This window comes from Acidovorax sp. (assembly GCF_046341535.1).
Lineage (GTDB): Bacteria > Pseudomonadota > Gammaproteobacteria > Burkholderiales > Burkholderiaceae_C > Acidovorax.
On record NZ_JBKDRI010000050.1, the window covers coordinates 1 to 25,389 of the forward strand.

Below are 25,389 nucleotides of genomic sequence, written 5' to 3' on the forward strand. Positions count from 1 at the left end.
CTGCGCAGCCAGCGCCATGATGTCGTCGAGCACGGCCGCCGGTTCGCCGCCGTAGCCCACCAGGTCGCCCAGCAGCGCAAACTGCTCGGCCCCCTGGCCGCGCGCGTGCGCAAGGCACGCCGCCAGCGCGGGCCGGTTGGCGTGGATGTCGGACAGCAGGGCGATCTTCATGGCGGTGCTTTCTGCCGGCCATCATCCCCCCGGTGCCTGAACGCAGGCTTGCAGCCGGGTGCGGGTGAGGCAATCATCCCAACGGCACCATCACCGCAGTCGGCAACACCGGGCGGGACGCCAACGGCTCCCGCATTAGCCGGATCGTGTCAGGTCAGAGGTCGATGGCGGCACCCAGGCCACCCCCGATGCTCAGCGCCGCCAGGGCTTGCAAGCGGGTTGACTGCACCCGACCCGGTGCGGCGGCCGGGGCACCCGGCAGGCGCAGGTCATCCTGGTAAAGGGCGTCCAGCAGGCTTCGCGCCGACGAGACGCCCCGCACCGTTTTCTTTTCTTCCTGGCGCTGGCGAAGCTTGCGCAACCAACGACCGCTGCGAAGCTGGTCCGCCAGGTAGGCGGGCCACGTCCGCCGGTTTTGGGCTTCGATCAGTGCGCGGCCGGGTTGCCAGCGGACAGGCACATGGGCGGCGCCGGGGTCAGGTGCCGGGCGCGCCAGCACCATGAGGTTGTCGTCGTCTGCATGGTTGTGCGCCACCACGCTCCAACCGCCTGCACGGAGGGTCTGGTGCAGCGATGCCTGGGTGAAGTAAAGGGTATGCGCCCTGAAAAACATGTAGCGGGGCGCACAGAAACGGGTTGCATTCGGCACTTCGATCAGCAAGAGCCCCTGAGGTGACACTTTGCGCGCAAACAGGCGCAAGGTTTCCACCGGATCGACCAGGTGCTCCAGCACGTGGAACATGCTGATGAGGTCGAAACGCTGGTCTGCCTGCCGCGGCAGGACCTGGTGCAGCGCGCCATGCTCGACCGACAGGCCCAATGTCTCGCGGGCGTGGGCAGCATAGCCTGCATGGGGTTCGATGCCGTGGGCCTGCATGCCACGCTGGCGCATCAGGTCGACGAACTCGCCACTGGATGCTCCGATGTCCAGCGTGACGGCGGACGAAGGCAAATGCCCGACGCCTTGCGCAAGCTGCGTCTGCAACCACCCCCATCGGTCGAGCGCATTGCGACCCGCCCGCAACACATGCCTGAGCGCGGGTGAAACGGCTTGTTTGTAGTCCTGTCGGTAGCGGTGGGTGTACCAGGCTTCCAGTTCTGGCTGAGTGGGCAAGGGGTCAATGCGACCCAGGCCGCAGGCGCTGCAATTGACGGTCAGCAGCGCTTCTCCCGTTTTGCCATCGACACGGGCGATGGATTCAATGGCCTGGGAGCCGCAAACGGGGCAAGGCGTGGAGGCGGTGTGGGATGCGCTCATGGGCATAAGCAAGCAAGGAAAGTGTGGTGCGGATGTGCTGGCAACCGCATTGTCGGCAAGCAACGCATGCCGCATTTCGCCAAGGGCCATGCGGCCAGTCAATTCCACCGGTGATGAATCGCCCCGGGTTTGAACGGACCCCCAGAAGTTGGACAGTCACGATTCTGCCGATGAGGCGGTACTTCTCCATCGGTATTCCACCGGACTGGGTCCCCGCAGCCGAAGTCTGATGCGCTCGGGGCAATCATTCGACTCAGGTCATGCCTTTTCGGTTGGGTGGGGCACTGATTGCCAACTCGGGGATCTCGGCAATGGACTCACCCGTCTTCAGGTTCTTGAGCGTCAGTCGCTCGGGCGAGATCTGGAGGTGGCCGACTCTCTTGAGTGCGGAGAACATGCGTGGGCTCGGTGGGGTGTAACGACCAAGCTCAGCAGGAGCGGGGCACGCTGAGCCATGAACTCTAGGAAACCTGCAACGCCTCGCCGTCTGCTGCAGCGCCTGGTTCGGCGGTTGCTTCGTTTCGGGTCGTTGCAATAGATATTGCACGGTGTCGATCCGATGCTAGCTGCCGTCTAGAGCCATTTCGGCCAAGACCTCATCGGCTGCCCGCTCGGCGGACTGGAGAGCCCCCTCCATGAACGAACGCCACTCCGCCGCAGTCTCGGTTCCGGCGAAATGCACCCGATGTACCGGAGCAAACAGGTCTGGCACCAAGCCCCAACTGCCCATCCCTCTGTGGCTGGCATAACCACCCAAAGAGTACGAGTCGGCGTTCCAATCGATTGAGCGCGCGGCGATAGGCTCGGGGATGCTGCGGTCGCTGAGAGTTCTGAGCCAAGCGACGGCCTTGGCAATGCGGTCACCTTCAGCCGCCATGCGGCCGAGATGGATCGCACTGGCAGCGGTCGAGAACAGCACAAGGATGCCGACGCTGCCGTTTGCGGGCGAACTGTCTATTGTCGAGTTGAAGATGCTGTCCGGGCTCAGGACCCGGCCCGAGGCTCCTAGGTCACGCCACCACGGACTTTCGAAGACCAGGATCGTCTTGATCACCTTGCCGTGCATGTAGCCCGCAATGACTTTACGGCGCTTCTCGGTTAGCAGCCCCAGCAACCCAACGTCTTTGTAAAGCTGAGGCGGTACAGCGACGATGAGGTGCCGCGCGCGGTAGACGCCAGTTGTGGAATCGGCGGTCACCCACTCGCCGTGCCGTTGGATGTTCGTGACCGGGGCGTTCAGCACCAGCGCGTCGCCGAGCCGCGCGGCGAGATGATGCGCCAGGGCCTCGGTACCCTCGGCGAGGTACCACTGAGCGGAACTCTTCTCGCCGTCGGCGCCGCTGGTTGAAGCTAGTTGATCGAGGAGTTCATACGCCGAGAAGTCGTGGAGTGATGCGCACATTTCTCCCTCGGTGTAGGCAGCGAGGAAGTCTGCCGCTTGCCGCGTGAAGGTCATCTCCCGCAGGAACTTAGACGCCACCAAGCCATCGAGTCGCTCGACGTTTGTCCGAAAAGACCGAAGCATGCGGTCAAGCCGCCACATAGCAATAAGCGCGTCCAAGCGGCCAAACAGCGAGAGCGGCAAACCGTCGCCCCGCTTGAGTACCGGCTCGGCGTCGGGAGACATCAGGAAAACGTTGTCCCCGATGGTGTGCGGAGACACGCGCGTCAGGCCGACCTCATCGACTAGGGCAGAGATGCGTCGCTGAGAGTCGCCGATGAACTGAGCCCCGAGGTCGATCGTTTGGCCGGTGTTGAGTCGCTGCGAGTGAACGCGGCCGCCAATCCGCCCCCGCGCTTCTAGCACCACGACCGATGCCCCCGCTTCCTTCAACCGCCGAGCAGACGATAACCCGGCAAGGCCGCCGCCAATCACGATGGCGTCGAACAGTCGACTTTCGGCGGCAGCCGGACCGTTCATTGCGGTTTACGCTCCAGCGTGGTTCCTGTCGGATTACACGCTCGCCCGGTTCTCAGGACCAGGAGGCCCGAGATCGTCAGGGGCTGCTTTGTAGGGGGCCATATGCGTTGAATTTTTGAGCGGTGCATTCAGAAATCCTAGTAGGAGGGTTTTATACAGCCTCGCGAGGCTGAAAAAAACTTGTGTCGCGCAAGCTCCCGCACTACTTTGCGAGCCACAGACCAGGATGGTCAGGTCGCGGCTTCGCGCGACCTAGTTTTGTTCGTTCTAGGAGCCTGTCGGACTTGGAGCGTTGAAAGCGAAAATCGGCCCCAGCGAGGACAGTTTTTGCCGAATTTGCAGCCCCATAGCCGAGCTATGGGGCAAAAAGGTGGTTAAAAATGGACCGCTGCGGTCGATTTGCAGCCGACGATTTCCAAGTCCGACAGGCTCCTAGGCGCCGGTATCACCCCATAAACGACAAAACCGCCCGGAGGCGGCTTTGGCGTTTTTTCTTTGCTGGCAGCGCACCCGTTACAAACGGCGAACGGCACCTGCCGTTCGGGCTGTTTGCCTGCCGGGGCAGGCGATGAAAATCAGGCTGCTGCCAATGCCAGGGCTTTCACCTTGGCAGACAGACGGCTCTTGTCACGAGCAGCCTTGTTCTTGTGGAAGATGCCCTTGTCGGCCACCGAGTCAACCACAGCTTGCATCTTGGCGAACAGTTCGGTCGCCTTGGTCTTGTCGCCGGCCAGGACCGCCTTTTCGACGTTCTTGACTGCGGTACGGTATTTGGAGCGCAGCGAGGTGTTCGCAGCGTTGAGTTTGACGTCCTGACGGACGCGCTTGCGGCCCGACGCCAGGCGCGGGTTCTTCTTCTTGGGTTTTGCGGATGCCATTGTTTAGTTCCTTGAGTCTGTGGATGTTGCCAGCAAAGCCCGCCATTATATCCCAGCTCGCTTTCCGGAGCGCCTGCGGAAGTTTGGGGCTGGCGATGGTGCCCCGGCAGCGTCCACTCTTCACACCGGGTTCACAGACTTCATCCCTGGCTCACGCCGCCAGCCCAGACTGGTTCTTTTCCTTCCGGAGTGAACCTTGTCGTCACCCCTACCTTCAGGCCGGCCCGCAGCCGCCGCCTTACCCGCCGCAGCACATACACTCCCACGGGTGTCCCTGCTCAAAGCCGCCTCCACCGTATCCCTGCTGACCCTGGCCTCCCGTGTGACGGGCCTCGCGCGCGACCTGCTCATGGCGTCCGTCTTCGGGGCCAACGCCCTGACCGATGCGTTCAATGTTGCCTTCCGCATCCCCAACCTGTTTCGCCGCCTGTTTGCCGAAGGTGCCTTCAGCCAGGCCTTTGTGCCGGTGCTGGCCACCACGCGCACGCAGCAGGGCGACGACGCCACCCGCACGCTGATTGCGGCGGTGGCCACTGCCCTGGCCTGGGTGCTGCTCATCGTGTGCGTGGCAGGGGTGCTGGGCGCGCCTGCGCTGGTGTGGGCGCTGGCCAGCGGGCTGCGCCAGACGCCCGAGGCCTACGACGCCGCCGTGCTGATGACGCGCTGGATGTTTCCCTACATCGGCTTCATGTCGCTGGTGGCGCTGTCTGCAGGCATCCTCAACACCTGGAAGCACTTTGCCGTGCCCGCCGCGTCGCCAGTGCTGCTGAACCTGTGCATGATCGGGGCCGCCTGGCTGGGCGCGCCGCAGCTGCAGGCGCGCGGCATCGAGCCCATCTTCGCCATGGCGGGCGGCGTGATGCTGGGCGGTGTTCTGCAGCTTGCGGTGCAGATCCCGGCGCTGGCGCGGCTGGGATTGCTGCCGCGCATTGGCGTCACCTGGGGGCGCGTGCGCAGCGCCTGGGCCGACGCGGGGGTGCGCCGTGTGCTCACCCTCATGGGGCCCATCCTGCTGGGCGTGGGCGTGGCGCAGATTTCGCTGATGATCAACACGCAGATTGCGTCATACCTCACGCCGGGCAGTGTGACCTGGCTCTTTTATGCCGACCGCCTGATGGAGTTTCCCACCGCGCTGCTGGGCGTGGCGCTGGGCGTGGTGCTCACGCCGCAGCTCACCGCGGCCAAGGCGGCGGGCGATGCGCAGAAGTATTCGGCCATGCTCGACTGGGGTCTGCGCATCGTTGTGCTGCTGGCCGTGCCCTGCGCGGTGGCGCTGCTCACGTTTTCGACGCCGCTGGTGGCCACGCTGTTCCACCACGGCAAGCTGGCCGATTCGGATGTGGGTCAGATTGCGGTGGCTCTGTCGGGCTATGGCGCGGGGCTGATCGGGCTGGTGGCCATCAAGGTGCTGGCTCCGGGCTACTACGCCAGTCAGGACGTGCGCACGCCGGTCAAGATCGCCATTGCCGTGCTGGTCATTACCCAGCTGCTCAATATTGCCCTGGTGCCGTTCATTGCGCACGCGGGGCTGGCGCTGTCGATCGGGCTGGGGGCACTCATCAATGCCGTATGGCTGCTGGTGGGGCTGCTGCGCCGCGGCAGCTTCAAGCCCCAGCCGGGGTGGGGAAAGTTTGTGCTCCAGGTGGTGGCGGCCAGTGCGTTGCTGGCGGTGCTGCTGGTGTGGAGTTCGCAGCATTTCGACTGGATCGCCATGCGCGCCCAGAGCCTGCAGCGCGTGGGCCTGCTGGCCGCGCTGATGGCTGCTTCTGCCGTGCTTTACTTCGGTGCGCTGTGGGCTGCGGGCCTCAAGCTGCGGCAAATGCTGCGCCGCTGACCCGGCTGTCCACACCTGCACGGGCCGCGACGGCCGGAATTGCCCCCTGAAACCGCGTGTTCTGTGGCTTGACGGCGCAGGGCAGCCCCCTTAAAACCGTGCCATGACCCTGAGCTATTCCGTGCCCTCCTCGCTGGAGTACTTTGCATCGCTGGTGCAAAGCGACGACCACTTCCCGCTGCTGGAGGCGGCCGCCAGCCTGGCCCAGGATGAATACCCCGAACTTGACATGCAGCAGCTGCTCGGTGATGTCGATCAGATGCTGGCGCGCCTCAAGCGCCGCCTGCCGGCCGATGCGCCTTCGCTGCAGCGGCTGCGCACGCTCAACCAGTTCTTCTTTGTGGACCTGGGTTTTGCCGGCAATGTGAACAACTACTACGACCCCGAGAACAGCTACCTCAATGCCGTGCTGCGCACGCGCCGTGGCATCCCGATATCGCTGGCAGTGGTGTGGATGGAGCTCGCGCAGGGGCTGGGCCTGCACGCCCGGGGCATTGGGTTCCCAGGCCATTTCATGGTCAAGGTGCTGCTGCCCAAGGGGCAAGTGGTGCTCGACCCGATCACGGGCCAGTCGCTCAGCCGCGAAGAGCTGGCCGAGCGGCTGGAACCCTACAAGCGCCAGAGCGGCCTGGTAGACGACTACGACGTGCCGCTGGGCTTGTACCTGCAGGCCGCCACGCCGCGCGACATCATTGCGCGCATGCTGCGCAACCTCAAGGAAGTGCATCGCTCGCAACAGGACTGGCAGCGTCTGGTGGCCGTCCAGGACCGGCTGATCGTGCTGCTGCCCCAGGCCTGGGGCGAGCGCCGCGACCGCGGCCTGGCCCATGCCGAGCTGGGCGATGCCAGCCAGGCCGTGGCCGACCTGGAGGCCTATCTGGACAACGTGGAAGACGGTCTGGACGTAGACCTGATCGCTGACCGGCTGAGCGCCTTGCGCGGAACACGCTCCTGAGCCTTTCCGCGCCGCGCCCTGCCGATCGCGGTGTGCGCCTTGCTCAGAACGGTGGGCTGTCTGCCGGTTGTGCTGCCTGGTCCTGTGCGAGCAATCTGCGCAGTTCGGCGTTTTCTGCCACGAGCTCTGCCACGCGCTGGCGCAGTGCGTAGACCTCTTCGTCGCCATGGGCTGCACCCGATGGCGTTGCGTCTGCTGCCAGATCCCCGTTTTCGCCCGTTTCGGCCTTGCCCTCGCGCGGCTTGCGGTTGCGTTTTTGTTCGTCGCGCACGCGCTTGGCCGTCTGGCGCAGTTCATCCTTGCCAGCGGCCACAGCCGCCACCTGTTCCGGTGCGGGCAGGGTGGCCACTGCCGCGGCTGCGTTGATCGAGATGGTGCCGGCCTTGACGGCCTGCACCAGTTCGGGTGCCGCCTGCTTCTGGATCTTTTCGATCATCACCACCTGGCTGCTGCTCAGCCGGGCCGCGCGCGCAATGGCTTCTCGGCTGGTCAGGGCCTGGGCTTCAGGCCAGTCTGCCGGCTGGCCGGCAGCACCTGCGGCCTGGGCTTCGCCAGGCTGGGGCCCCGCAGCGGGGGCGGCATCCTGCACGCGCGCCCGGCGCCCGGCCACGATCTCGCGCTTGCGCAGTGCCAGCACGCCGCGCTGGAAGTCCGACACGCTGCGCCGGCCCAGGTGCTGGTCGATCATCCACAGGTGCACGTCCTCCAGCGACTGGAAGCGCGGGTTCTGCACGGTCTGGAACGGGATGCCGTGCTTTTGGCAGATGCCATACCGGTTGTGGCCATCCACCAGCACGTCGCCCCACAGCACCAATGCGTCGCGGCAGCCCTCGGCCAGGATGCTGCGCTCCAGTGCTTCATGCTCGTCGGGTGTGAGCGGCTCGATATAGGCTTTGAGTTCTTCGTTGACGACGATGTTCATGGGTGGGATCAGAAAGGGCATTGCCCGCGAGTTGCAGGCGGTGCAGGGGGCGGGATTGTAGGGTCCAAGGCGGTGTCATGGCACTGTCACGCGCCCGCGTGACCATGCCCGTTTTGTCTGCCAACGCCCGTCAACATGTTTCAAAACAACCACCCGGACATCCAGGACCTCACGCAGCGCATTGCTGCAGACCTGCTCGACAGTTATGACGAGGAGCTGGAACTGGAGCGGGAGGACCGTGATGCCGATGCCTGGATGCCCGGTGAACAGGCGGGTGACCGCATGGCGCGCCAGCAGTATTTTCAGGAGCTGTTCCGCCTTCAAGGCGAGCTGGTCAAGCTGCAGGACTGGGTGCAGCACAGCCGCCAGAAGGTGGTGATTTTGTTCGAGGGGCGCGATGCCGCGGGCAAGGGCGGCGTCATCAAGCGCATCACCCAGCGGTTGAACCCGCGCGTGGCCCGGGTGGCGGCGCTGCCGGCCCCGAACGACCGCGAGCGCACGCAGTGGTACTTTCAGCGCTACGTGGCGCATCTGCCCGCTGCGGGCGAGATCGTGCTGTTCGACCGCAGCTGGTACAACCGCGCCGGGGTCGAGCGGGTGATGGGCTTTTGCTCGGACGCGGAGTACGAGGACTTTTTCCGCACCGTGCCCGAGTTCGAAAAAATGCTGGTGCGCTCGGGCATCACGCTTGTCAAATACTGGTTCTCCATCACCGACGAAGAGCAGCACCTGCGTTTTCTGGGGCGCATCCACGATCCGCTCAAGCAATGGAAGCTCAGCCCCATGGACCTGGAGAGCCGCGTGCGCTGGGAGGCCTACACCAAGGCCAAGGAAACGATGCTGGAGCGCACGCACATTCCGGAAGCCCCCTGGTGGGTAGTGCAGGCGGTCGACAAGAAAAAGGCGCGCCTGAACTGCATTGCCCACCTGCTGTCGCAGCTGCCCTACCGCGAGGTCCCGCACCCGGCCGTGGTGCTGCCCGAACGAGTGCGCAACCCCGAGTACCTGCGCCAGCCGGTACCGCCCACCATGTTCGTGCCCGAAGTTTTCTGACGGCGGTGGCGCAGGTTTGCTGTGCCGCCTACGCAGCGATACCCGGCTGCATGTGCCGGGCCCGCTGCTGCAAGTGGTCGCAGGCCCACTGCGCCATGGGGGAGAGCGTGCGGCCGCGCAGCACCACGATGCCGATCATGGCGTGCAGGGGGGCATGGATGCCACCTCCAGCCGCACCAGGCGCTGGCTCGCCACGTCGTCATGCGTGGCCGCCACCGCGCAGCCAATGACGGTGTCGGTGTGCATGGCGATGTCCTTGAGCGCGGCCAGATCGTCCAGTTCAATCACCTGCGGCACGGGGGCGTCGTCCTGCAGGCCCATGACCTTGCCGATGGCCACTTTCACATCGTGCGGTATGCGTACGCTGGCAATGCCGTGCCTGAGCAGCATGGCGGGGGCAATGACGGGCTCGCCCAGCAGGGGGTGGCCGGGCCGCACAAAGAAAGCCGCCTCCAGTGGCACCAGTGGCGTCACCACCACGTCGGCATCGGAACGGATCGTGCGCATGTCTCCCATGAAGAAGTCGAGTTCCTCGGCTTTGAGCTGGGCCAGCAGCGGGTTGGTGCCGCCGATGACGGCCCGCGCCTGCACCTGCGGGAAGTGCTGGCGCAAGGTGGTCAACAGCGTGCGCAGGAACACCGCGCCCGAATAGGGCCCCGTGCCGAACGCCAGTTCGCCGATGCGCCGCTCCCGGTACAGGTCTGCATCGCGCATCAGGCAGTGGCTGTCAAACAGCAGCTTGTGTGCGCGTTCGATGATGAACCTGCCAGCGGTGGTCGGTGTGACCGACGCTCCGTTGCGGTCAAACAACGCAAATCCGAACTCCCGCTCGGCGGCCTGGATGCTGCGGCTCAGTGCCGACTGGCTGATGTGCGCACGCAGCGCAGCACGGCCAAAGTGCCCTGTCTCAGCGAGGGCGATGACGTGCTGGAGGCGGTGCAGATCCATGGGGACAGTCTCGGAGTAATCGTATGTATCAAATCCATTGATTCTGTATCAACAATGCATCGGACGCACGGGCCGGGCCCCGATAGAGTGTGTCGGCCTGCACCCCGGATGGGCCGGGGTGGGCTTCGGTCAACGCTATCTCGCACCACACCACGCCGGCCTGTCCCGTCATGACCCTCGCTACCCCTCCAGTTCCTCTCAAGACATTCCGGGCCACCGAGGCCCCCGCACCGGCCAGCCAGCCGACGCCAGCCAGCCTTTTTGCAGCGCACGGGGTATGGGCCCCTGGGGTTCGGTGGATGCGCAACATCAGCTTCGCGCACAAGGCGCTGATCATCTGTGCGCTTTTCATGGCGCCACTGGCGATGTCGCTTTACTTTTTCGTGGCTTCGCAAAACGACCAGATCCAGTTTGCCAAAAACGAGCGCCACGGCGTCGCCGTCATCGCTCGCCTCAATGCCGTCAAGGCGGGCGTGCTGTCTATTCGCAACGTCACACGGGCATCTCTCGGCGGCCTGGACTTGTCCAGCCGCTATGCCGCGGCACGGTCCGAAACGGACGCAGCCCTGGCAGCGCTTGAAAAACACGTGAAAGAAAGCGGCGACCCCCTGGCCCTGAGCGAGCGCGTGAAGGAATTGAAAGCTGCCTGGGTCGAAACAGCATCTGCCAAAAACGGCGTGGACACTCAGGGCCGCACGGTTTTTGGCCCTGTGAACAAGGCGCTGGGCTCGCTCATCAATGAGGCGGGCGACCGGTCCGGTCTGGTTCTGGACCCGGATGTCGACAGTTTCTACATCATCAACTCGATGGTGCTGGTGATGCCGTCGCTGGCCGAGAACCTGGGCCAGACCCGGGGCTGGGGTGCGTTTGCGCTCGCACGGTCGCAGCTGAAACAGGCCGAGATATCGCCGCAAGACATGAAGCGCTACACCGTGTGGGCTGCGCAGGCTGAGGCCGGTGTGGGCGAGATCAGCCGCTTCATGGAACGCAGCATGGCGCACAACCCGCAGCTCAAGGGCCAGCTGGACCTGCAGCCGCTGGAGGCGGCCAAGGCGTACCTGGCCTATGCGTCCGACCTGGACAAGCTGCTGGCCGACGACAAGCTCACGCCCGCTGCTTTTTTTGCGCGCGGCGATGCCGCGATGGCCCAGCTCATGCGCATGGACGACAACGCGCTGCCCGCGCTGGACAAGCTGCTCGCCGACCGCATCGCGGGGCTGCAGCAGCGGCTGGTGCTGCTGGGCTCGGTGGCCACCGTGTTTGTGCTGCTGGCCGCCTATTTCTTTTACTGCTTCTTCCTGGTCACGCGCGGCGGGCTGCGCCTGATCAGCACGCACCTCAATGAAATTGCCTCGGGAGATTTGCGAAATGCGCCAGGGCAGCCCTGGGGCAAGGACGAGCCGGCCGCCGTGATCATGGACCTGCGTCACACCTACGATGCCCTCTACAACCTCATCCGCAACGTGGGCCATTCGGCGCGCGAGCTCAACCACACAGCCGAAGCGATTTCTTCGGCCAGCATGGACCTCTCGGCCCGCACCGAGGCCAGCGCGGCATCGCTGGAGCAACAGGCGGCGGCGATGGAGCAGATTGGCACCACGGTGGCAGGCACGGCCGAGCGCGCGCGGACCGCGTCCGACTTCTCGGGCACCAACGCCCAGGTGGCCGAACGCGCGGGGGAAGTCATTGCGCAGGTGGTGCAGACCATGCGCGACATCCAGGCCTCGTCGGCCAAGATCGGCGACATCATCGGGGTGATCGACGGCATCGCGTTCCAGACCAACATCCTGGCCCTGAACGCAGCGGTGGAAGCGGCGCGCGCCGGCGAGGCGGGCCGCGGGTTTGCGGTGGTGGCCAGTGAAGTGCGCAGCCTCGCGCAGCGTAGCGCCGAGGCCGCTCGGGAGATCAAGAGCCTGATCACGGCCAGTGTCGAAAAGGTGGAGGGTGGCACCCGCGTGGTGGGCGATGCCGGGCAGACCATGGAATCGGTCGTGGCCAACGCCAAGCAGATCAAGGGACACCTGACCGACATATCGGGCGCCTCGCGGGAGCAGGCGGCCGGCGTGGAGCAGGTGGTGCAGGCCATCCAGACGCTGGACCGCGACACCCAGCAAAACTCGGCCCTGGTGGAAGAAACCGCAGGTGCCGCCGCATCACTGCACCAGCAGGCCGAAGCCTTGATGGCAGAGCTTCAGCGGTTCCGTCTGGCCTGACGGATCCCCGCGCGGGCCGGGCAGCGAACGCCCTGCACGCGGCAGGCGCGGGTGGCGCTGTCGGCGGGCGCCCCGCCGTGCCGCTGATCGTGCTGCTCACAACGCGGCCAATCGCTGCCGGGCGCCGTGCGACGGCGTTCCGCCCCGCCCGAACTGGTGCCAGGCACGCCGCAGCTGCGTGTCGGAGCTGAACCCCGCCATCAGCGCGGCCTGCGTCACGTTCTGGCCCGAGCGCAGCGCGGCCTCGGCCGTGGCCAGGCGAATGCGGCGCAGGTACTGCAGGGGCGCAATGCCCGCGTGTTCCAGAAACAGCCGCGTGAGGTGGCGTGGCGATGTGTGCGCCACCTGCGCCATCTGCGGTACGTTCCATTCGGCCTGCGGCTGCCGGGTCACCGCGTCCTGCACACGGTGCAGTGCAGGGTGCAGGTGGTTGCGGTGGTGCATGAAGGGCGAGAACTCCGGGTCGTCGGGCCCGCGGCGCAGTGCCACCACCATGGCCTGCGCCACCTGGGCTGCCAGCGCCGGGCCGCAGGTGTCCGACAGGCGGTGCAGCAGCAGGTCGATGCCCGTGGTCACGCCCGCGCTGCTGTACACGGCGCCATCGGCCACAAAGACCCGGTTGGCCACCACGTCGCAGCCCGGGTCCACCGCAGCCAGTTCATCCAGGTGCTGGTGGTGGGTGGTGGCGCGGCGGCCGGTCAGCAGCCCGGCATGGGCGGCCAGCACCGAGCCCGCGCAGACGGTGATGAGTTCAAGCCGGCCTGCCACCGGCCGCAGGCCGCGCAGCCAGTGCAGCAGGGCGCGTGCCTCCACGCTCTGCACGTCGACGTGCGTGCCGGCCACGCCCACCAGCACCACCCAGGCGGGCGCAGCCAGGGTGGCAGGCAACGGAGCCAGCCCGGTGAGCACCGCGCCGACCGACGTGGCGGATTCAGGCGTGGGGCTCACGAAATGCTGCACAAAGCGCGCGGGCTGGCCCAGGGCCACCAGCGACTGGTTGGCAATGCGCAACGCCTCGGCGGGGCCGGCCCAGTCCAGCACCAGGCTGCCGGGCAGCAGCGCGAAATAGACGTGGATGGGCTCGGATTCGGCAGATCCGGTGGATGCGGTGGGTGATCCGGCTGGCGAAGACATGGTGGCCTGCATCAATGGGTCCTTGTGCGGTGCGCAGCGCTCTGGGCCAGCGCGCCGGCCTGGCCATGGGCGCGTGCCATGCGCCGCAGGCTGCCCGCCAGCGCGTTCCGGTAGCCATGAGGGCAGGGCGCTGGCGGCTGGCTCACGGCTGTGGGTTCCACGGGGTGTCCATCTGGCGTGCCGTGCGCTGCGCCATCGGGGCGCCGGCTAGGCGGCTGACCAGGTGCAGGCTCATGTCGATGCCCGCACTGATGCCAGCGGAGGTGACCAGCGCGCCGCGGTCCACCCAGCGCACATTGTCCTGCACCTCCAGAGCCGGGTACTGCTGTCGCAGGTCGGCCGCGTCCTCCCAGTGGGTGGTGGCAGGCCCGTGCGTCAGCACCCCGGCCGCTGCCAGGATGAACGCGCCCGTGCATACCGATGCGGTGATCTGCGCACCCGCGGCGGTCTGCGCCACCCAGGCCCGCGTGTCGGGGCAGGCCGCGGCGGCATCCACAACGCCGCCCGGAACGATGAGCACATCGGGCGGCGATGCGCTGGCAAGTTCTTCAAACGCCGCATCCGGCAGCACCCGCAGGCCGGCCCGCGCCCGCAGGGGGGCCGTGCTGCGCGCCACGCAGGTCACGCTGAACAAGTCGGCCGCGCCCGGGTGCAGCCGCTGGTGCATGCGGCTGGCGGTGGTGAACACCTCGTACGGCCCGCACAGGTCCAGCGCTTCCACGTCGTCAAACACCAGGATGGCGACGTGCAGCGGCCGCGGCAGGGGCGTGGCAGGCAGGGCGGCGCTGCTCATGGGGCCGCCCTTTCCAGGGCCTGCGCCACGGTGCACAGCGTGGCAAAGCGGTCCTGCAGCACGGTAGCGGTGCGCACCTTGATGTCGGCGGCTGCCAGCTTGCGGCCATCGGGTTGCTGCATGTCCCAGGTCAGCGTGGCGTCGGTCACAAAGTCCACCGCAAAGCCGAGGTCCGAGGCATGGCGCGTCGTGGTCTCGCAGCATTGTTCCGTGCGGATGCCGCTCACGATCAGGCGCTGGATGCCGTGCTGCGTGAGCCACACCGATAGCCCGGTGCCCACCAGCGCGCTGTGGCGCGATTTGGTGAAGGTGGCGGCGGCCTCGAATGCAGCCAGACCCTGCAGCGGTCGCACATGGCCCGACAACTGCGAAAACGCATTGGCTTGCACTTCGGGCCCATCGCTGTGGAAGATGCGCACCACCTGCACCCCGCGCGCCACGCAGCCGTCGATCAGTGTGTTCTGCGCGGCCAGGTACGCGGGCACGTCGTGCTCCGTGAAGTACGGGCGATGGCGGAAAGACTCTTGGACATCAATCACTATCAGACAGGTTTTCATGCAGAGGTTCCTCGGGGTGCATGTTGAAGAAGACCTGATGTTCCCTTGGCGATGGCGCTCTGGCCGGGCTGAACCAGACGCATAACCATCATTTTCAGACACACATGGATGTGCAGGCGTCTGGAGCGGCACCCGTGAGCCATCCGCTGCCGCGCAAACGGCGCACAGGCCCAGGTCTGATGCGTGCCGATCCCTTGCCTGACGGTGCTTCGGAAAACGATCGTCAGGCGACCGGAACCGCCCCGTGGCGCGTTTTTGAGGCGAAATTGGACGGAAGTCCAGTGTTTGATTGGTTGTTTAGCTATAAAAATGATAGTGGATGGCAGAAAGCTGCCGGGCCCTGCGGCGGTCCATTGCGCGCGCCTGTCCGGGCCTGTGGTTCGCACCCCACTGCCGGGCGCCGCCGCCTACAGTGCCCGTGCGCATAAGCTGTTATGGTGATTCGGGTTTTCCCTAGTTTGACGACTTCACCTTGCACCGGTCGCCCCCAATCCTTTCCATCCATGCCCCGCAGTACCTCCCTGTTTTCGTTGTCGGCGCTGACGCGGGCCTACCACCGCAATCTGAAAGTGCTGGCACGGGCCATGCGCGCGCCGCGCGCCAGGCCGGCGGCATCCAAGGCGCTGGCCAAGGTAGCGGCCAAGCCGCGGGTGGCTGCGGCCGTGGTGCGCAAACGGCCCGCGCCGCGCAAGCCCGCGCTGGCGCGCGGCGAATGGGTGGGCGGGGTGGCGCCGGGGCCTGCAGGGGCGCGGCGCTATCACCTGTTTGTGCCCCCCGGCCTGGCCGTGCGCCCGGGCGAGAAGCTGCCGCTCCTGGTGATGCTGCACGGCTGCGGCCAGACGGGGCGCGATCTGGCCGTCATCTCGCGCATGAACCGGCTGGCGGCGCGCGAGCGCTTTCTGGCGCTGTACCCCGAGCAGGAACGCGTGGCCAATGCCCACGGCTGCTGGAACTGGTTTGAGCGGCGCAGCGGCAAGGCCGACGCCGAAGCCGCCACGCTGCTGGCCGCGGTCGACAAGGTGGCCCTGCGCTACCCGGTGGACCTGGGCCGGGTGGCGGTGGCGGGCCTGTCGGCCGGGGCCAGCATGGCGGTGTTGATGGCGGCGCTGTACCCGTCGCGCTTTTGCGCGGTGGTGATGCACTCCGGCGTGGCACCGGGCACGGCCGAATCTTCGGGCACCGCACTGGTGGCCATGCAGGGGCGGCGCGAGGCTTTTCTGCCCGACCCACCGCCTGCCGATGCCTTGGCGGCTGCCAGCGGCACGGCGGCCACCGCAGCGACCGCAGCAGGCGCCCGCGCCGCCACGGCGGCCCGGCGCCTGCCCCCGCTGCTGGTTGTGCATGGGGATGCCGATGGCGTGGTCTCGCTGCGCAACGCCACGGCGGCAGCGGCGCTGTGGGCTGGTGCGCTGGATGCCACCCCGGGCCCGGTGCGCACGCTGCAGCGCGGCCAGCGCCACGCCATGCGCGTGACGGACTTCAAGGCCCGCGGCCGCACGGTGGTCACGCTGCGCGAGGTGCACGGCCTGGCCCACGCCTGGAGCGGCGGCGCCGCCAGCCTCCCCTACAGCGACCCGGATGGGCCTGATGCCTCTGCGCTGCTCTGGGCCTTTGTTGCGCGGCAGTTTCAGGGTCAAAAAGCAGCGGTTTGAGGTCAAACAGGCCGCTAGTGCTTGTTTTGAATGCCTGCATTGCTATAAATAAAGTAGCAAATCGGCAAGGTGGTGCCAGATGCACGGGTCAGCTGCGTGATGCCTTGTCGGCCCTGGGCAGCGCCGCTCCGGCATCACAGGCGTAAAAAAGCCCGGCGGCGCCGGGCTTGTGGTGACAAGGTGCCGGGGCTGTCACACCAGCCGCACTGCCACCAGTTCCTTCTTGAGGTACGCGTAAAACAGCGGCGCTGCCACCAGCCCCGCGGGGCCAAAAACGGCTTCGGCCACGAACATCACCGACAGCAGCTCCCACACGCCCATGTGCGTGCGGCGACCCACCACCTTGGCGTTGATCACGTACTCGGCCTTGTGGATCAGGATCAGGAAGCCCAGGCAGGCGGCAGCCGCCAGCGGGGATACCGACAGGCCCACGATGGTGATCACCACGTTGCACACCAGGTTGCCCACGATGGGCACCAGCCCGGCCACAAACGTGAAGGTGATCAGCATGGGCGTGTAGGGCAGCGCCATGTCCCACATGGGCAGCACAAACAGCAGGAACAGCGCCGTGAGCACCGTGTTGAACGCGGCAATCCAGAACTGGGCCGCCACGATCTGGCGAAAGGCCTCGCCAAACAGGATGATGCGGGTGCGCAGCGCCTGCGCCAGCGGCCCCAGGTCGCCTGGCGGTGGGCGCACGGCGGCCAGTGCGCCAATCAGCAGGCCCACGTAGGCAAACAGCAGCCCCGCCAGCCACGCGCGGCCCGCCATGGCCAGCGCGCCGGCCTTGGCGCCCAGATAGGCGGCAATGGTGCGCTGGATTTCAGCGGCGCCCTCGGGCAGGTGGGCGGCCATGTCCGGCGGCAGCTTCAGGCGCAGTTCCAGCACCGTGCGGGCCATGTAGTCGAGCAGTTCGCGGTATTGCTGCGGGGCCTCCACCAGGTAGCCGCGCGAATGCGTCAGGCCGATGGCCAGCAGCACCAGCGGCAGCAGCATCACCACCCCGGCTGCGGCCACCTGCGCCAGGCGCAATGTGCGCACCGGCGTGTTGCTGGCGCGGCGTGTGGCCTTGACCAGGCAACCCGTGAGCCAGCGCGTGAGCAGAAAGCCCAGGCATACGCACAGCAGGCCGGGCAGCAGGCCGCGCCACATCACCAGCGAAAGCGTGCCTGCGACCAGCAGGTAGCTGGCGATGACCACACCGCGCGTCAGCACGGGACCCGCGGGCGCGGGCAGGGCCATGGTGGGGTCGGCCACCGGGGCGCCGCCGGGCGGTGGGGGCGCGTCGGGGCGGGTGTCGTACAGGGCAGGAGGGAGCGCCATGCGCTTGCGGTGCTGGGTAGGAGACGGAGGGTCAGGGCCGGTGAGGGTGCGCTCGCAGGCCGCGTTCAGCCCACCGTCACGGCAGCGCCGTCGCCGCGCGCGGCAATCACGCCAATCTGGTACACGGCCTCGCCTGCCGCGCGCAGCGTGGCGGCCGTGGCTTCGGCATTCGCCGCATCGACCACCACCACCATGCCGATGCCGTTGTTGAAGGTGCGGTTCATTTCGATGTCGTCGATGCCTGCAGTGGCCTGCAGCCAGGCAAACAGCTCGGTCTGGGGCCAGCTGCCCTTGGTCAGGTGGGCGGCAGTGCCTTCGGGCAGCACGCGGGGAATGTTCTCGAGCAGGCCGCCGCCGGTGATGTGGGCCAGCGCCTTGATGCCGCCGGCACCTTCCGAGTGCGGATGGGCGGCCAGCGCAGCCAGCACGTTCTTCACATAGAGGCGGGTGGGTTCCATCACGGCCTGCCGGAAGAGCTTGCCGTCCAGCGTGGCGGGCACGGTGCCGGCGGCCTCGGCGCGATCAATGCACTTGCGCACCAGGCTGAAGCCGTTGGAGTGCACCCCGGCCGAGGCCAGGCCCAGCACCACGTCGCCGGGCTTCACATCCTTGCCGGTCAGGATTTTGGACTTCTCGACCGCGCCCACGGCAAAGCCGGCCAGGTCGTATTCTCCGGCCGGGTACATGCCCGGCATTTCGGCGGTTTCACCGCCGATCAGGGCGCAGCCGCTCAGTTCACAGCCCCGCGCGATGCCGCCCACCACTGCGGCGGCCGTGTCCACGTCCAGCTTGCCACAGGCAAAGTAGTCAAGAAAGAACAGCGGTTCGGCGCCCTGCACCAGCACGTCGTTGACGCTCATGGCCACCAGGTCGATGCCCACGGTGTCGTGCATCTTCCATTCAAATGCCAGCTTGAGCTTGGTGCCCACGCCGTCCGTGCCCGAGACCAGCACCGGCTGCTGGTAGCGCTTGGGCACCTCAAAAAGGGCTCCAAAGCCGCCGATCCCTGCCAGCACCCCCTCGCGCATCGTCTTCTTGGCCAGCGGCTTGATGCGCTCGACCAGTGCGTCGCCTGCATCGATGTCAACACCGGCGTCTTTGTAGGAGATAGGGGCGGGAGAGGCGAAAGAGCTCATGGAGGGTCTTTGTGCGGGTGGTCCGCAGGGGTACGGGAAGACGCGATTTTAAGGGTGTGGACCGGCCGGCAGACCTCAGCCCTGCACAGGCTGCGGCTTTGAAGCCCGCCGCTCGATGGCCGCGCGCCACAGCACGCCCGCCAGCGCCAGTGCGCCAAAGCCCATCCCGGCGAAGAAGGCAGCGCTGGGCCCCAGCTGGTCCCACAGCAGCCCTGCCATTCCGCTGGCCAGCAGCAGCGCGATGCCACTGACCAGGTTGAACATGCCAAAGGCCGTGCCGCGCAGGTCGGCCGGAGCGCGGTGGGCGATCATCGCGGCCAGCAGACCTTGCGTCATGGCCATGTGCAAGCCCCACAGCGCCACACCCGCCCAGGCCACCAGGCCGTGGCCGCGCCATGCCAGCAGGGCATCGGCTGCGATCAGCACCACCAGCCCCGCCGCCAGCAGGCGGTGGTGGCTGACGCGGTCAGACAGCTTGCCGAGCGGGTAGGCGCCCGCTGCATACACCGCGTTCATGATGATGAGCACCAGCGGCGTCCAGGCCAGCGCCAGCCCGTCCTGCTGCAGGCGCAGCACCAGAAATGCCTCGCTGAAACGCGCCAGCGTGAACGTTGCGCCCAGCGCCACCACCCACCAGTAGCCACCGCCCAGGCGGCGCAGGTTCTCGCGGCGGATGGGGTTGGTGCGGTGGGTGCCTGGCGCACGCTCGGGTTCGCGAACGCCGACAACCAGCAGCACCACGCACAGCACGGCGGGGATGACGGCCACCCAGAAAACCGCCCGAAAATCGTTAGCCCACAGCAGCATCAGCGCGATGGCCAGTACCGGGCCCAAAAACGCGCCGACGGTGTCGAGCGACTGCCGCAGCCCGAAGGCCGCGCCGCGCTGTTCAGGCGGGGCGATGTCAGCTACCAGCGCGTCGCGCGGAGCGCCGCGAATGCCCTTGCCCACACGGTCCATGAGTCGTGCCGTCAAGAGCCAGCCGGCCGTGGTGGCCAGCGCGAACAGCGGTTTGGACAAGGCGCCCAGCCCATAGCCCAGCACGGCCAGCGGTTTGCGTCGGCCCCACCAGTCACTGAGCGTGCCCGAAAACACCTTGATGATGAGGGCCGTGGCCTCGGCCGCGCCCTCGATCAGGCCCACAGTGACCATGCTCACTCCCAGCGTGGCCACCATGAACACCGGCAGCAGGCTGTGGATCATCTCCGACGACACATCCATCAGCAGGCTCACAAAACCCAGGGCCCAGATGGAGCCGGGCAGTCGCCGGGGCGCAGGATGGACAGGGTGCATGTCGGGTGCTTGGTGGTGCCGCGGCGGGCGGGCAGCCCCGTCGCTGGCGGCAGACTAAAATCCGTAGCATTGTCGCCGCTGCCTGGGCGCCCTGGGGGCCATCGCCCCGCAGATCGCGCAGGGCGGATGGCCGCCGTTGATCCGGCCTGCTGCCTCGGCTGTTTCCTTTGTTCTCCGCGATGCTGACCCCAAACCTGCCCATGCCTGCCGCTTTTGCATCCTCCGTGCCGGGGGGCTTCATGCCCGCCGCCTGCCGCGCATGAAGCAGTTGGCCCTGGACATCGGCCTGAGCACAGGCCCCACGCTGGCCCGGTTCTTTGCCGGCCCTAACGAGGCAGCGCTGCAACACCTGCGCCTGGCGGCGGGAGATGGCAGCAGCGTGGCGACACGCTCGCCCGTGCCCACCTTCCTGTGGGGCGAGCCCGGCAGCGGCAAGACGCACCTGTTGCGCGCCGTGCGTCATGCCCTGCGTGAGCAGGGTAGCGGCGTCGGTTGGCTCGACCCGGGCGTGGCCGAGCCACCCGAATTCGACGAGAACTGGGCCGCCGTGGTGATGGACGACGTCCACCTCTACAACACCGCACTGCAGGCCACAGCCTTCAACTGGTTTGTCAACGCCATCAGCCCCGCCAGCGGCAGCCAGCGCTGGGTGCTGGCTGCGGGCAACCTCCCACCGGCCGACCTGCCGCTGCGCGATGACCTGCGCAGCCGTCTGGGATGGGGGCATGTGTTCCAGTTGCAGCTTCTGGGCGAGGCTGAGCGCCGCGCCGTGCTGCGCCAGGAGGCCGACTCACGCGGCGTGTTCCTGGGCGACGACGTCATGGACTACATGCTCAATCGCTTCTCGCGCGATCTGGGCAGCCTGATGCGGCTGCTGGACCAGCTCGATGCGTTTGCGCTGCGCACCCAGCGTGCCGTCACGATCCCCCTGCTCAAGACGATGCTCGAATCGGAATGAAAAATGAGGGACAACCCATTGAGCGGCTGCGCCGCTGGTCTGGGCTGCGGCAGTTTCGATGGCCATTGCCCAAGCGCACCACCGTAAATGATTGAAATGCAAACAGAACGCCTTCGCTTGGCACTTTTCGACCTGGACCACACGCTGCTGCCGCTTGACTCCGACTACGAGTGGGGCGAGTTCACCATCCGCATCGGCTGGAACGACCCCGTGGAGTTCGCGCGCCGCAATGACGAGTTCTACGCCCACTACCAGGCCGGCACGCTCGATGTCCACGACTATGTTCGTTTTGCCACCGAGGCCGTGCGCCTGCGCGGGCCTAAGGCGGCCGCGGCGGCGCACCAGCAGTTCATGCGCGAAGTGATCACCCCGGCCATTCAGCCCCAGGCGCTCGACCTGATCCGCCAGCACCAGGCCGCGGGCGACGAGGTGTTGATCGTCACGGCCACCAACGAATTTGTGACCACCCCCATTGCCCAGGCGCTGGGCGTGCCGCAACTGCTGTCCGTGCAACTGGTGCGCGACGCCAGCGGCTGGTTCACTGGCGAAATCGACGGCGTACCCACCATGCGCGAGGGCAAGGTGCGTCGCATGGAACAATGGCTGGCCGCGCGGCAACTGGCCTGGAGCGATGTCGAAAGCACGTTCTACAGCGACTCCATGAACGACGTGCCCCTGCTCGAGAAGGTGAACCACCCGGTGGCCACCAACCCCGATCCGCGCCTGCGCGCCCTGGCCCAGGAGCGCGGCTGGCGCATACTGGACCTGTTCGAACCTGCTTAACGTCTTTTTGGAACCCAAAAAAGGATGTTGAGAAGGTTCTTAGCCCCAGCCGACGAGGCAACGGCCTGACCACTGCGCGTGCGCAGACCCCCTGATGACTCCCAATCCATGATCAAGAAGTTTCTAGACAAGCTGATGGGCAAGACCACCCCCGGCACTTCGGGCGGCAAGCCCCATTTTGGCAAGCGCGAAGAGTTGCCCGCCGCGGTGCATGGCATCAACCCCGAACTGGTGGACCGCCGTGCGGCCGAGGTGGTGGCGACACTCAAGCAGGCGGGGTACGAAGCCTACATCGTGGGCGGCGCCGTGCGCGACCTGCTGCTGGGCCTGCGCCCCAAAGATTTCGATGTGGCCACCAATGCCACGCCCGAGCAGGTCAAGGGGCTGTTTCGCCGCGCCTTCATTATCGGCAAGCGCTTTCGCATCGTGCACGTGGTGCATGGCCGGGGCCGCGAGCACGAGGTGATTGAAGTGTCCACCTTCCGCGCTTATCTGGACAACGCTGCCGCGGGCCAGGTCACCGGTAATGAAAAGACCAGCAAGGCCCAGCTTTCGGGCATGCAGCACGCCGTGGACGCCAGCGGCCGCGTGCTGCGCGATAACGTGTGGGGCCCGCAGGATGAAGACGCCACCCGCCGCGACTTCACCGTGAACGCCATGTATTACGACCCGGTCAGCCAGATCGTGGTGGACTACCACAAGGGTATCCAGGACGCGAAGAAAAAAACCCTGCGCATGATTGGTGACCCCGCCACGCGCTACCGCGAAGACCCGGTGCGCATCATCCGGGCCGTGCGCTTTGCGGCCAAGCTCAGCGGACTGGGATTCAGCATCGACAGCAAGACCGCCGCGCCGCTGGTGCAGTCGCAGACGCTGCTGGCCGATGTGCCGCAAAGCCGCATGTTCGACGAAATGCTCAAGCTGCTGCAGACCGGCCATGCGATGGCCAGCATCGAGCAGTTGCGCAAGCTGGGCATGGCCCGTGGCATCTATCCGCTGCTGGACGTGGCCGTGGAGCGCGCCGACACGCCGTTCGTGAAGGCCGCCCTGCTGGACACCGACCGCCGCGTCAACGAAGGCAAGCCCGTGGCACCCAGCTTTCTGCTCGCCTGCGTGCTGTGGGAGGACGTGAGGAGTGGCTGGGAGCTGCGCCTGAACCAGCGCCAGCACCCGCTGCCCGCGCTGCAGGATGCCATCGACGAAGTGTTTGACAAGCGCATTGGCGATGTGTCGGGCCGCGGCAAGCTGGCCGCCGATATGCGTGAGATCTGGGTCATGCAGCCGCGCTTTGAAAAGCGCGTGGGCAGCACGCCGTTTGGCATGGTCATGCAGCCGCGGTTTCGCGCGGGCTTTGACTTCATGCGTCTGCGCGCCGATGTGGGTGAGGTGGACGAAGCCCTGGCCGAGTGGTGGCAGGATTTCCAGACTGCCGACGACGAGCGCCGCGAGGACCTGATGGACCAGGCGCGCGAGGAGCAAAAGGCTCGCCAGAAGGCGCAACAGAGCGTCAAGCGCGTGCCGCGCAGCGCAGCGGCTGCGCCCTCCCGTGTGCCCGGTGGTCAAGACGCTGCACTCGGCCCGGCTTCCGCGTTGGGCCAGAGCGATGCCGACGGCCAAGGTGGAGGCCTGGGCGACGCGCCCAAAAAGCGCCGCCGTCGTCGCCGCAAGCCCGGTTCCGGCGCGGGAGAATCTGCCGCGGGCAACCCGGTTTCGGCCTCTGTGGCTGCCGGTGACTGACACCCGAAAGCCCGGCGCAGCCATGTTCGCGCGGGGCGCAGCAGCAGCCGCGGATACGCCGCCCGCATCAGACCCGGGGGGCCATGGCGCTGCCCAGGGGGCTGTGCTGGTCTATATCGGTATGGGGGCCAACCTGGGCGATCGCATGGCTGCGCTGCGCGCCGCCGTGGTGGGCATGGGCCAGCTTCCGGGAACCCGTCTTGAGCGCGTCTCGTCTCTCTATGGAACTGCCCCGGTGGACGCGACCGGCCCCGATTACCTGAATGCCGTAGCCGAGCTCACCACCGTACTGGCCCCGCTGCGCCTGCTGCATGCCTTGCAGGCGCTGGAGCTGAACGCTGGCCGAGAGCGCCCCTATCGCAACGCGCCCCGCACCCTGGACCTGGACATCCTGTGCTTTGGGGACGAGGCGATTGCGAGCCCTGAGCTGACGGTCCCGCACCCCCGCATGACGCAGCGCGCTTTTGTGCTGCGCCCGCTGGCAGACCTGGCGCCCCGTCGCGTGGCCACCGCCGCCCTGGACGCTGTGGCGTGGCAGGCCATCACCCGGCTGCAGGGGCCAGACTGGGCCCGCGACTGAACCAAAAAACGGCAGTTGACCGCTTGTCATCGTGCCGCACACCGCGTGGACTCGGGGCTTGGGTTGTTTTTGCAGCCTCACCTTTGGGGTGACAGCGCTGGCAAATGCATCCAACTGCCGTTTTTAGGTTGAATCTGCCTGATTGCTACTAAAAATATAGCTAAAAACCTATGTGCATCAAGCGCAAAAGGCCTAAAACGTCGATTATTTTGACCGCGCAAGGCACTGCTCGCCCTGCTACGGTCTGGCACAGATCCGACCCGATCGGTGCGCGCGCGATGCCAGTGTCAGTCCACCTTGGCGCCTGAAGCCTTCACCACCTGCTGGTACTTGGCACGTTCGCTGGCCATGAACGCATCGAATTGCTGGGGCGTGGTGGGCACGGGTTCGGCCAGCAGCGCGCCAAAGCGCGATTTGGTTTCGGGTGCGTTCAGCGCCGCCACAAACGCCTTGTTCAGCTTATCAATGACTGGTCGGGGTGTGCCAGCGGGCGCTACCAGCCCCCACCAGGTGTCGATGGAGAAGCCGCTGAATGTCGTTGACAGTGGCGGCACGCCAGGAAGCGAGGGCGAGGCCGCCAGCGAGGTCACGGCCAGAGCCTTGAGCTTGCCCGCGCGGATATTGGGTGCCGCCGCCGCCAGGTTGTCGATATTGAAATCCACCTCGCCCGCCAAAAGGGCCAACTGCGCCGGGTTGGCGCCGCGGTAGGGGATGTGCAGCGCGAAGATGCCGGCCTTTTGCTTGAACATCTCGCCCGCCAGATGGCCTGCGCTGCCGTTGCCGCCGCTGCCGTAGTTGAGCTTGGCCGGGTTGGCCTTGGCATAGGCGATGAGGTCGGCCACGGTGCTGATTTTGAGCTGCTCGGCCCGCGCCGTGTTCATGACCAGCACATTGGGCACCCGCACCATCTGCGTGATGCCGGCAAAGTCCTTGGCCGCGTCGTACGGCATGCGGCTGTAAAGCCAGGGGTTGACCGCGTGGGTGGCGGTGGCCGCGATGCCGATGGTCAGGCCATCGGGGGCGGCCTTGGCGATGGCGTCTGCGCCAATGTTGCCACCCGCACCCCCTTTGTTGTCGATGACTACGGTGCCGAGTGATTCGCGCACGCGCTCGGCCAGAGCCCGCGCGGTCACGTCAATCGGGCCCCCGGCGGCGTATGGCACCACCAGCTTGATCGTCTGGCCGGTGTTGTCTTGCGCAAGAGCCAGCGGCGCGGCAAAGGGAGAGAGAAGGGCCGCGGCGAGCGCGGTGCTGGAGAGGAGGATGTGTCTGCGGGTCATGCCGCCATTG

The 25,389-nt window shown here is 66.6% G+C and carries 24 protein-coding genes; 9 read left to right on the plus strand and 15 right to left on the minus strand.

All coding sequences use genetic code 11. The features are described from left to right. The 5 genes from ACK543_RS03300 to rpsT all read right to left on the minus strand — a co-directional run. Positions 1–171 (minus strand): metallophosphoesterase family protein (locus ACK543_RS03300; RefSeq protein WP_409941463.1); only part of this gene is annotated, 171 nt, incomplete at its 3' end. Between the two features lie 154 nt (positions 172–325). Next, complete coding sequence (locus ACK543_RS03305) at positions 326–1,429, minus strand: class I SAM-dependent methyltransferase (RefSeq protein ID WP_409941435.1); 1,104 nt, start codon at positions 1,427–1,429, stop codon at positions 326–328. Positions 1,430–1,682: 253 nt separating this feature from the next. Then, on the minus strand, positions 1,683–1,826 hold the full coding sequence (locus tag ACK543_RS03310; protein WP_409941436.1) for a hypothetical protein: 144 nt from the start codon (positions 1,824–1,826) through the stop codon (positions 1,683–1,685). A 165-nt stretch (positions 1,827–1,991) separates the two neighbouring features. Continuing rightward, positions 1,992–3,350 carry a flavin monoamine oxidase family protein gene (locus ACK543_RS03315; RefSeq protein ID WP_409941437.1) on the minus strand — a complete coding sequence of 453 codons (1,359 nt, stop codon included), beginning with the start codon at positions 3,348–3,350 and terminating at the stop codon, positions 1,992–1,994. A gap of 575 nt (positions 3,351–3,925) precedes the next feature. Next, entirely contained in the window at positions 3,926–4,228 is a 303-nt protein-coding gene (gene rpsT / locus ACK543_RS03320; protein WP_409941438.1) for a 30S ribosomal protein S20, read from the minus strand. Positions 4,229–4,496: 268 nt separating this feature from the next. Between rpsT and murJ the strand changes: the two genes are divergently transcribed. Continuing rightward, positions 4,497–6,062: a murein biosynthesis integral membrane protein MurJ gene (gene murJ / locus ACK543_RS03325; RefSeq protein WP_409941439.1), complete on the plus strand. Its 1,566-nt coding sequence runs from the start codon at positions 4,497–4,499 to the stop codon at positions 6,060–6,062. Positions 6,063–6,165: 103 nt separating this feature from the next. Further along, positions 6,166–7,017 carry a SirB1 family protein gene (locus ACK543_RS03330; RefSeq protein WP_409941440.1) on the plus strand — a complete coding sequence of 284 codons (852 nt, stop codon included), beginning with the start codon at positions 6,166–6,168 and terminating at the stop codon, positions 7,015–7,017. A 43-nt stretch (positions 7,018–7,060) separates the two neighbouring features. Here the strand turns inward: ACK543_RS03330 and ACK543_RS03335 are convergent, their stop codons facing one another. Then, positions 7,061–7,939: a plasmid replication/partition related protein gene (locus ACK543_RS03335; RefSeq protein ID WP_409941441.1), complete on the minus strand. Its 879-nt coding sequence runs from the start codon at positions 7,937–7,939 to the stop codon at positions 7,061–7,063. A 135-nt stretch (positions 7,940–8,074) separates the two neighbouring features. Between ACK543_RS03335 and ppk2 the strand changes: the two genes are divergently transcribed. Further along, positions 8,075–8,992 (plus strand): polyphosphate kinase 2, encoded by a 918-nt coding sequence (ppk2, locus tag ACK543_RS03340; protein ID WP_409941442.1) that lies wholly within the window; start codon positions 8,075–8,077, stop codon positions 8,990–8,992. Positions 8,993–9,127: 135 nt separating this feature from the next. On the opposite strand, the gene ACK543_RS03345 is transcribed toward ppk2, so the two are convergent. Then, positions 9,128–9,940, minus strand: coding sequence for a LysR family transcriptional regulator (locus ACK543_RS03345; RefSeq protein ID WP_409941443.1), 813 nt, complete (start codon positions 9,938–9,940; stop codon positions 9,128–9,130). 170 nt (positions 9,941–10,110) lie between these two features. Between ACK543_RS03345 and ACK543_RS03350 the strand changes: the two genes are divergently transcribed. After that, positions 10,111–12,153 (plus strand): methyl-accepting chemotaxis protein, encoded by a 2,043-nt coding sequence (locus ACK543_RS03350; protein WP_409941444.1) that lies wholly within the window; start codon positions 10,111–10,113, stop codon positions 12,151–12,153. A 96-nt stretch (positions 12,154–12,249) separates the two neighbouring features. Here the strand turns inward: ACK543_RS03350 and ACK543_RS03355 are convergent, their stop codons facing one another. From ACK543_RS03355 to ACK543_RS03370, 4 genes are read right to left on the minus strand one after another with little or no spacing between them, the layout of a single operon-like run. Next, positions 12,250–13,287, minus strand: coding sequence for a GlxA family transcriptional regulator (locus tag ACK543_RS03355; RefSeq protein WP_409941464.1), 1,038 nt, complete (start codon positions 13,285–13,287; stop codon positions 12,250–12,252). Positions 13,288–13,298: 11 nt separating this feature from the next. Further along, on the minus strand, positions 13,299–13,448 hold the full coding sequence (locus ACK543_RS03360; RefSeq protein WP_409941445.1) for a hypothetical protein: 150 nt from the start codon (positions 13,446–13,448) through the stop codon (positions 13,299–13,301). Next, a complete protein-coding gene (locus tag ACK543_RS03365) occupies positions 13,430–14,080 on the minus strand; it encodes a DJ-1/PfpI family protein (protein WP_409941446.1) in 651 nt (216 codons plus the stop codon). The genes ACK543_RS03360 and ACK543_RS03365 overlap by 19 nt, the downstream gene beginning before the upstream one ends. After that, positions 14,077–14,637 carry a cysteine hydrolase family protein gene (locus ACK543_RS03370; protein ID WP_409941447.1) on the minus strand — a complete coding sequence of 187 codons (561 nt, stop codon included), beginning with the start codon at positions 14,635–14,637 and terminating at the stop codon, positions 14,077–14,079. The genes ACK543_RS03365 and ACK543_RS03370 overlap by 4 nt, the downstream gene beginning before the upstream one ends. A 503-nt stretch (positions 14,638–15,140) precedes the next feature. On the opposite strand from ACK543_RS03370, the gene ACK543_RS03375 reads away from it, so the two are divergent. Then, positions 15,141–16,289, plus strand: a complete 1,149-nt coding sequence (locus ACK543_RS03375; RefSeq protein ID WP_409941448.1) for an alpha/beta hydrolase family esterase — start codon at positions 15,141–15,143, stop codon at positions 16,287–16,289. Between the two features lie 192 nt (positions 16,290–16,481). Here ACK543_RS03375 and ACK543_RS03380 read toward each other — a convergent pair whose 3' ends face one another. The 3 genes from ACK543_RS03380 to ACK543_RS03390 form a co-directional block, all read right to left on the minus strand. Beyond that, positions 16,482–17,531: an AI-2E family transporter gene (locus ACK543_RS03380; protein ID WP_409941465.1), complete on the minus strand. Its 1,050-nt coding sequence runs from the start codon at positions 17,529–17,531 to the stop codon at positions 16,482–16,484. A gap of 146 nt (positions 17,532–17,677) precedes the next feature. After that, positions 17,678–18,748 carry a phosphoribosylformylglycinamidine cyclo-ligase gene (gene purM, locus ACK543_RS03385; protein WP_409941449.1) on the minus strand — a complete coding sequence of 357 codons (1,071 nt, stop codon included), beginning with the start codon at positions 18,746–18,748 and terminating at the stop codon, positions 17,678–17,680. Positions 18,749–18,823: 75 nt separating this feature from the next. Further along, complete coding sequence (locus ACK543_RS03390; protein WP_409941450.1) at positions 18,824–20,041, minus strand: MFS transporter; 1,218 nt, start codon at positions 20,039–20,041, stop codon at positions 18,824–18,826. A gap of 259 nt (positions 20,042–20,300) precedes the next feature. Here ACK543_RS03390 and hda point away from each other — a divergent pair, with 259 nt between their 5' ends. The 4 genes from hda to folK all read left to right on the plus strand — a co-directional run bounded on the left by hda (position 20,301) and on the right by folK (position 24,099). Beyond that, positions 20,301–20,999, plus strand: coding sequence for a DnaA regulatory inactivator Hda (hda, locus tag ACK543_RS03395; protein WP_409941451.1), 699 nt, complete (start codon positions 20,301–20,303; stop codon positions 20,997–20,999). A 96-nt stretch (positions 21,000–21,095) separates the two neighbouring features. Further along, positions 21,096–21,782: an HAD family hydrolase gene (locus ACK543_RS03400; protein ID WP_409941452.1), complete on the plus strand. Its 687-nt coding sequence runs from the start codon at positions 21,096–21,098 to the stop codon at positions 21,780–21,782. Between the two features lie 108 nt (positions 21,783–21,890). Next, positions 21,891–23,519 carry a polynucleotide adenylyltransferase PcnB gene (pcnB, locus tag ACK543_RS03405; protein ID WP_409941453.1) on the plus strand — a complete coding sequence of 543 codons (1,629 nt, stop codon included), beginning with the start codon at positions 21,891–21,893 and terminating at the stop codon, positions 23,517–23,519. 121 nt (positions 23,520–23,640) lie between these two features. Further along, positions 23,641–24,099 carry a 2-amino-4-hydroxy-6-hydroxymethyldihydropteridine diphosphokinase gene (folK, locus tag ACK543_RS03410; protein ID WP_409941466.1) on the plus strand — a complete coding sequence of 153 codons (459 nt, stop codon included), beginning with the start codon at positions 23,641–23,643 and terminating at the stop codon, positions 24,097–24,099. A 287-nt stretch (positions 24,100–24,386) separates the two neighbouring features. On the opposite strand, the gene ACK543_RS03415 is transcribed toward folK, so the two are convergent. Then, positions 24,387–25,379 carry a Bug family tripartite tricarboxylate transporter substrate binding protein gene (locus ACK543_RS03415; RefSeq protein WP_409941454.1) on the minus strand — a complete coding sequence of 331 codons (993 nt, stop codon included), beginning with the start codon at positions 25,377–25,379 and terminating at the stop codon, positions 24,387–24,389. Between the last annotated feature and the right edge of the window lie 10 nt (positions 25,380–25,389).

Coding starts and splice junctions, on each gene's coding strand:
- ACK543_RS03305 (WP_409941435.1), bottom strand. CDS start 1,429: ATGAGCGCATCCCACACCGCCTCCACGCCTTGCCCCGTTTGCGGCTCC.
- ACK543_RS03310 (WP_409941436.1), bottom strand. CDS start 1,826: ATGTTCTCCGCACTCAAGAGAGTCGGCCACCTCCAGATCTCGCCCGAG.
- ACK543_RS03315 (WP_409941437.1), bottom strand. CDS start 3,350: ATGAACGGTCCGGCTGCCGCCGAAAGTCGACTGTTCGACGCCATCGTG.
- rpsT (WP_409941438.1), bottom strand. CDS start 4,228: ATGGCATCCGCAAAACCCAAGAAGAAGAACCCGCGCCTGGCGTCGGGC.
- ACK543_RS03330 (WP_409941440.1), top strand. CDS start 6,166: ATGACCCTGAGCTATTCCGTGCCCTCCTCGCTGGAGTACTTTGCATCG.
- ACK543_RS03335 (WP_409941441.1), bottom strand. CDS start 7,939: ATGAACATCGTCGTCAACGAAGAACTCAAAGCCTATATCGAGCCGCTC.
- ppk2 (WP_409941442.1), top strand. CDS start 8,075: ATGTTTCAAAACAACCACCCGGACATCCAGGACCTCACGCAGCGCATT.
- ACK543_RS03345 (WP_409941443.1), bottom strand. CDS start 9,940: ATGGATCTGCACCGCCTCCAGCACGTCATCGCCCTCGCTGAGACAGGG.
- ACK543_RS03350 (WP_409941444.1), top strand. CDS start 10,111: ATGACCCTCGCTACCCCTCCAGTTCCTCTCAAGACATTCCGGGCCACC.
- ACK543_RS03355 (WP_409941464.1), bottom strand. CDS start 13,287: ATGTCTTCGCCAGCCGGATCACCCACCGCATCCACCGGATCTGCCGAA.
- ACK543_RS03365 (WP_409941446.1), bottom strand. CDS start 14,080: ATGAGCAGCGCCGCCCTGCCTGCCACGCCCCTGCCGCGGCCGCTGCAC.
- ACK543_RS03370 (WP_409941447.1), bottom strand. CDS start 14,637: ATGAAAACCTGTCTGATAGTGATTGATGTCCAAGAGTCTTTCCGCCAT.
- ACK543_RS03375 (WP_409941448.1), top strand. CDS start 15,141: ATGCCCCGCAGTACCTCCCTGTTTTCGTTGTCGGCGCTGACGCGGGCC.
- ACK543_RS03380 (WP_409941465.1), bottom strand. CDS start 17,531: ATGGCCCTGCCCGCGCCCGCGGGTCCCGTGCTGACGCGCGGTGTGGTC.
- purM (WP_409941449.1), bottom strand. CDS start 18,748: ATGAGCTCTTTCGCCTCTCCCGCCCCTATCTCCTACAAAGACGCCGGT.
- ACK543_RS03390 (WP_409941450.1), bottom strand. CDS start 20,041: ATGCACCCTGTCCATCCTGCGCCCCGGCGACTGCCCGGCTCCATCTGG.
- hda (WP_409941451.1), top strand. CDS start 20,301: ATGAAGCAGTTGGCCCTGGACATCGGCCTGAGCACAGGCCCCACGCTG.
- ACK543_RS03400 (WP_409941452.1), top strand. CDS start 21,096: ATGCAAACAGAACGCCTTCGCTTGGCACTTTTCGACCTGGACCACACG.
- pcnB (WP_409941453.1), top strand. CDS start 21,891: ATGATCAAGAAGTTTCTAGACAAGCTGATGGGCAAGACCACCCCCGGC.
- folK (WP_409941466.1), top strand. CDS start 23,641: ATGGGGGCCAACCTGGGCGATCGCATGGCTGCGCTGCGCGCCGCCGTG.
- ACK543_RS03415 (WP_409941454.1), bottom strand. CDS start 25,379: ATGACCCGCAGACACATCCTCCTCTCCAGCACCGCGCTCGCCGCGGCC.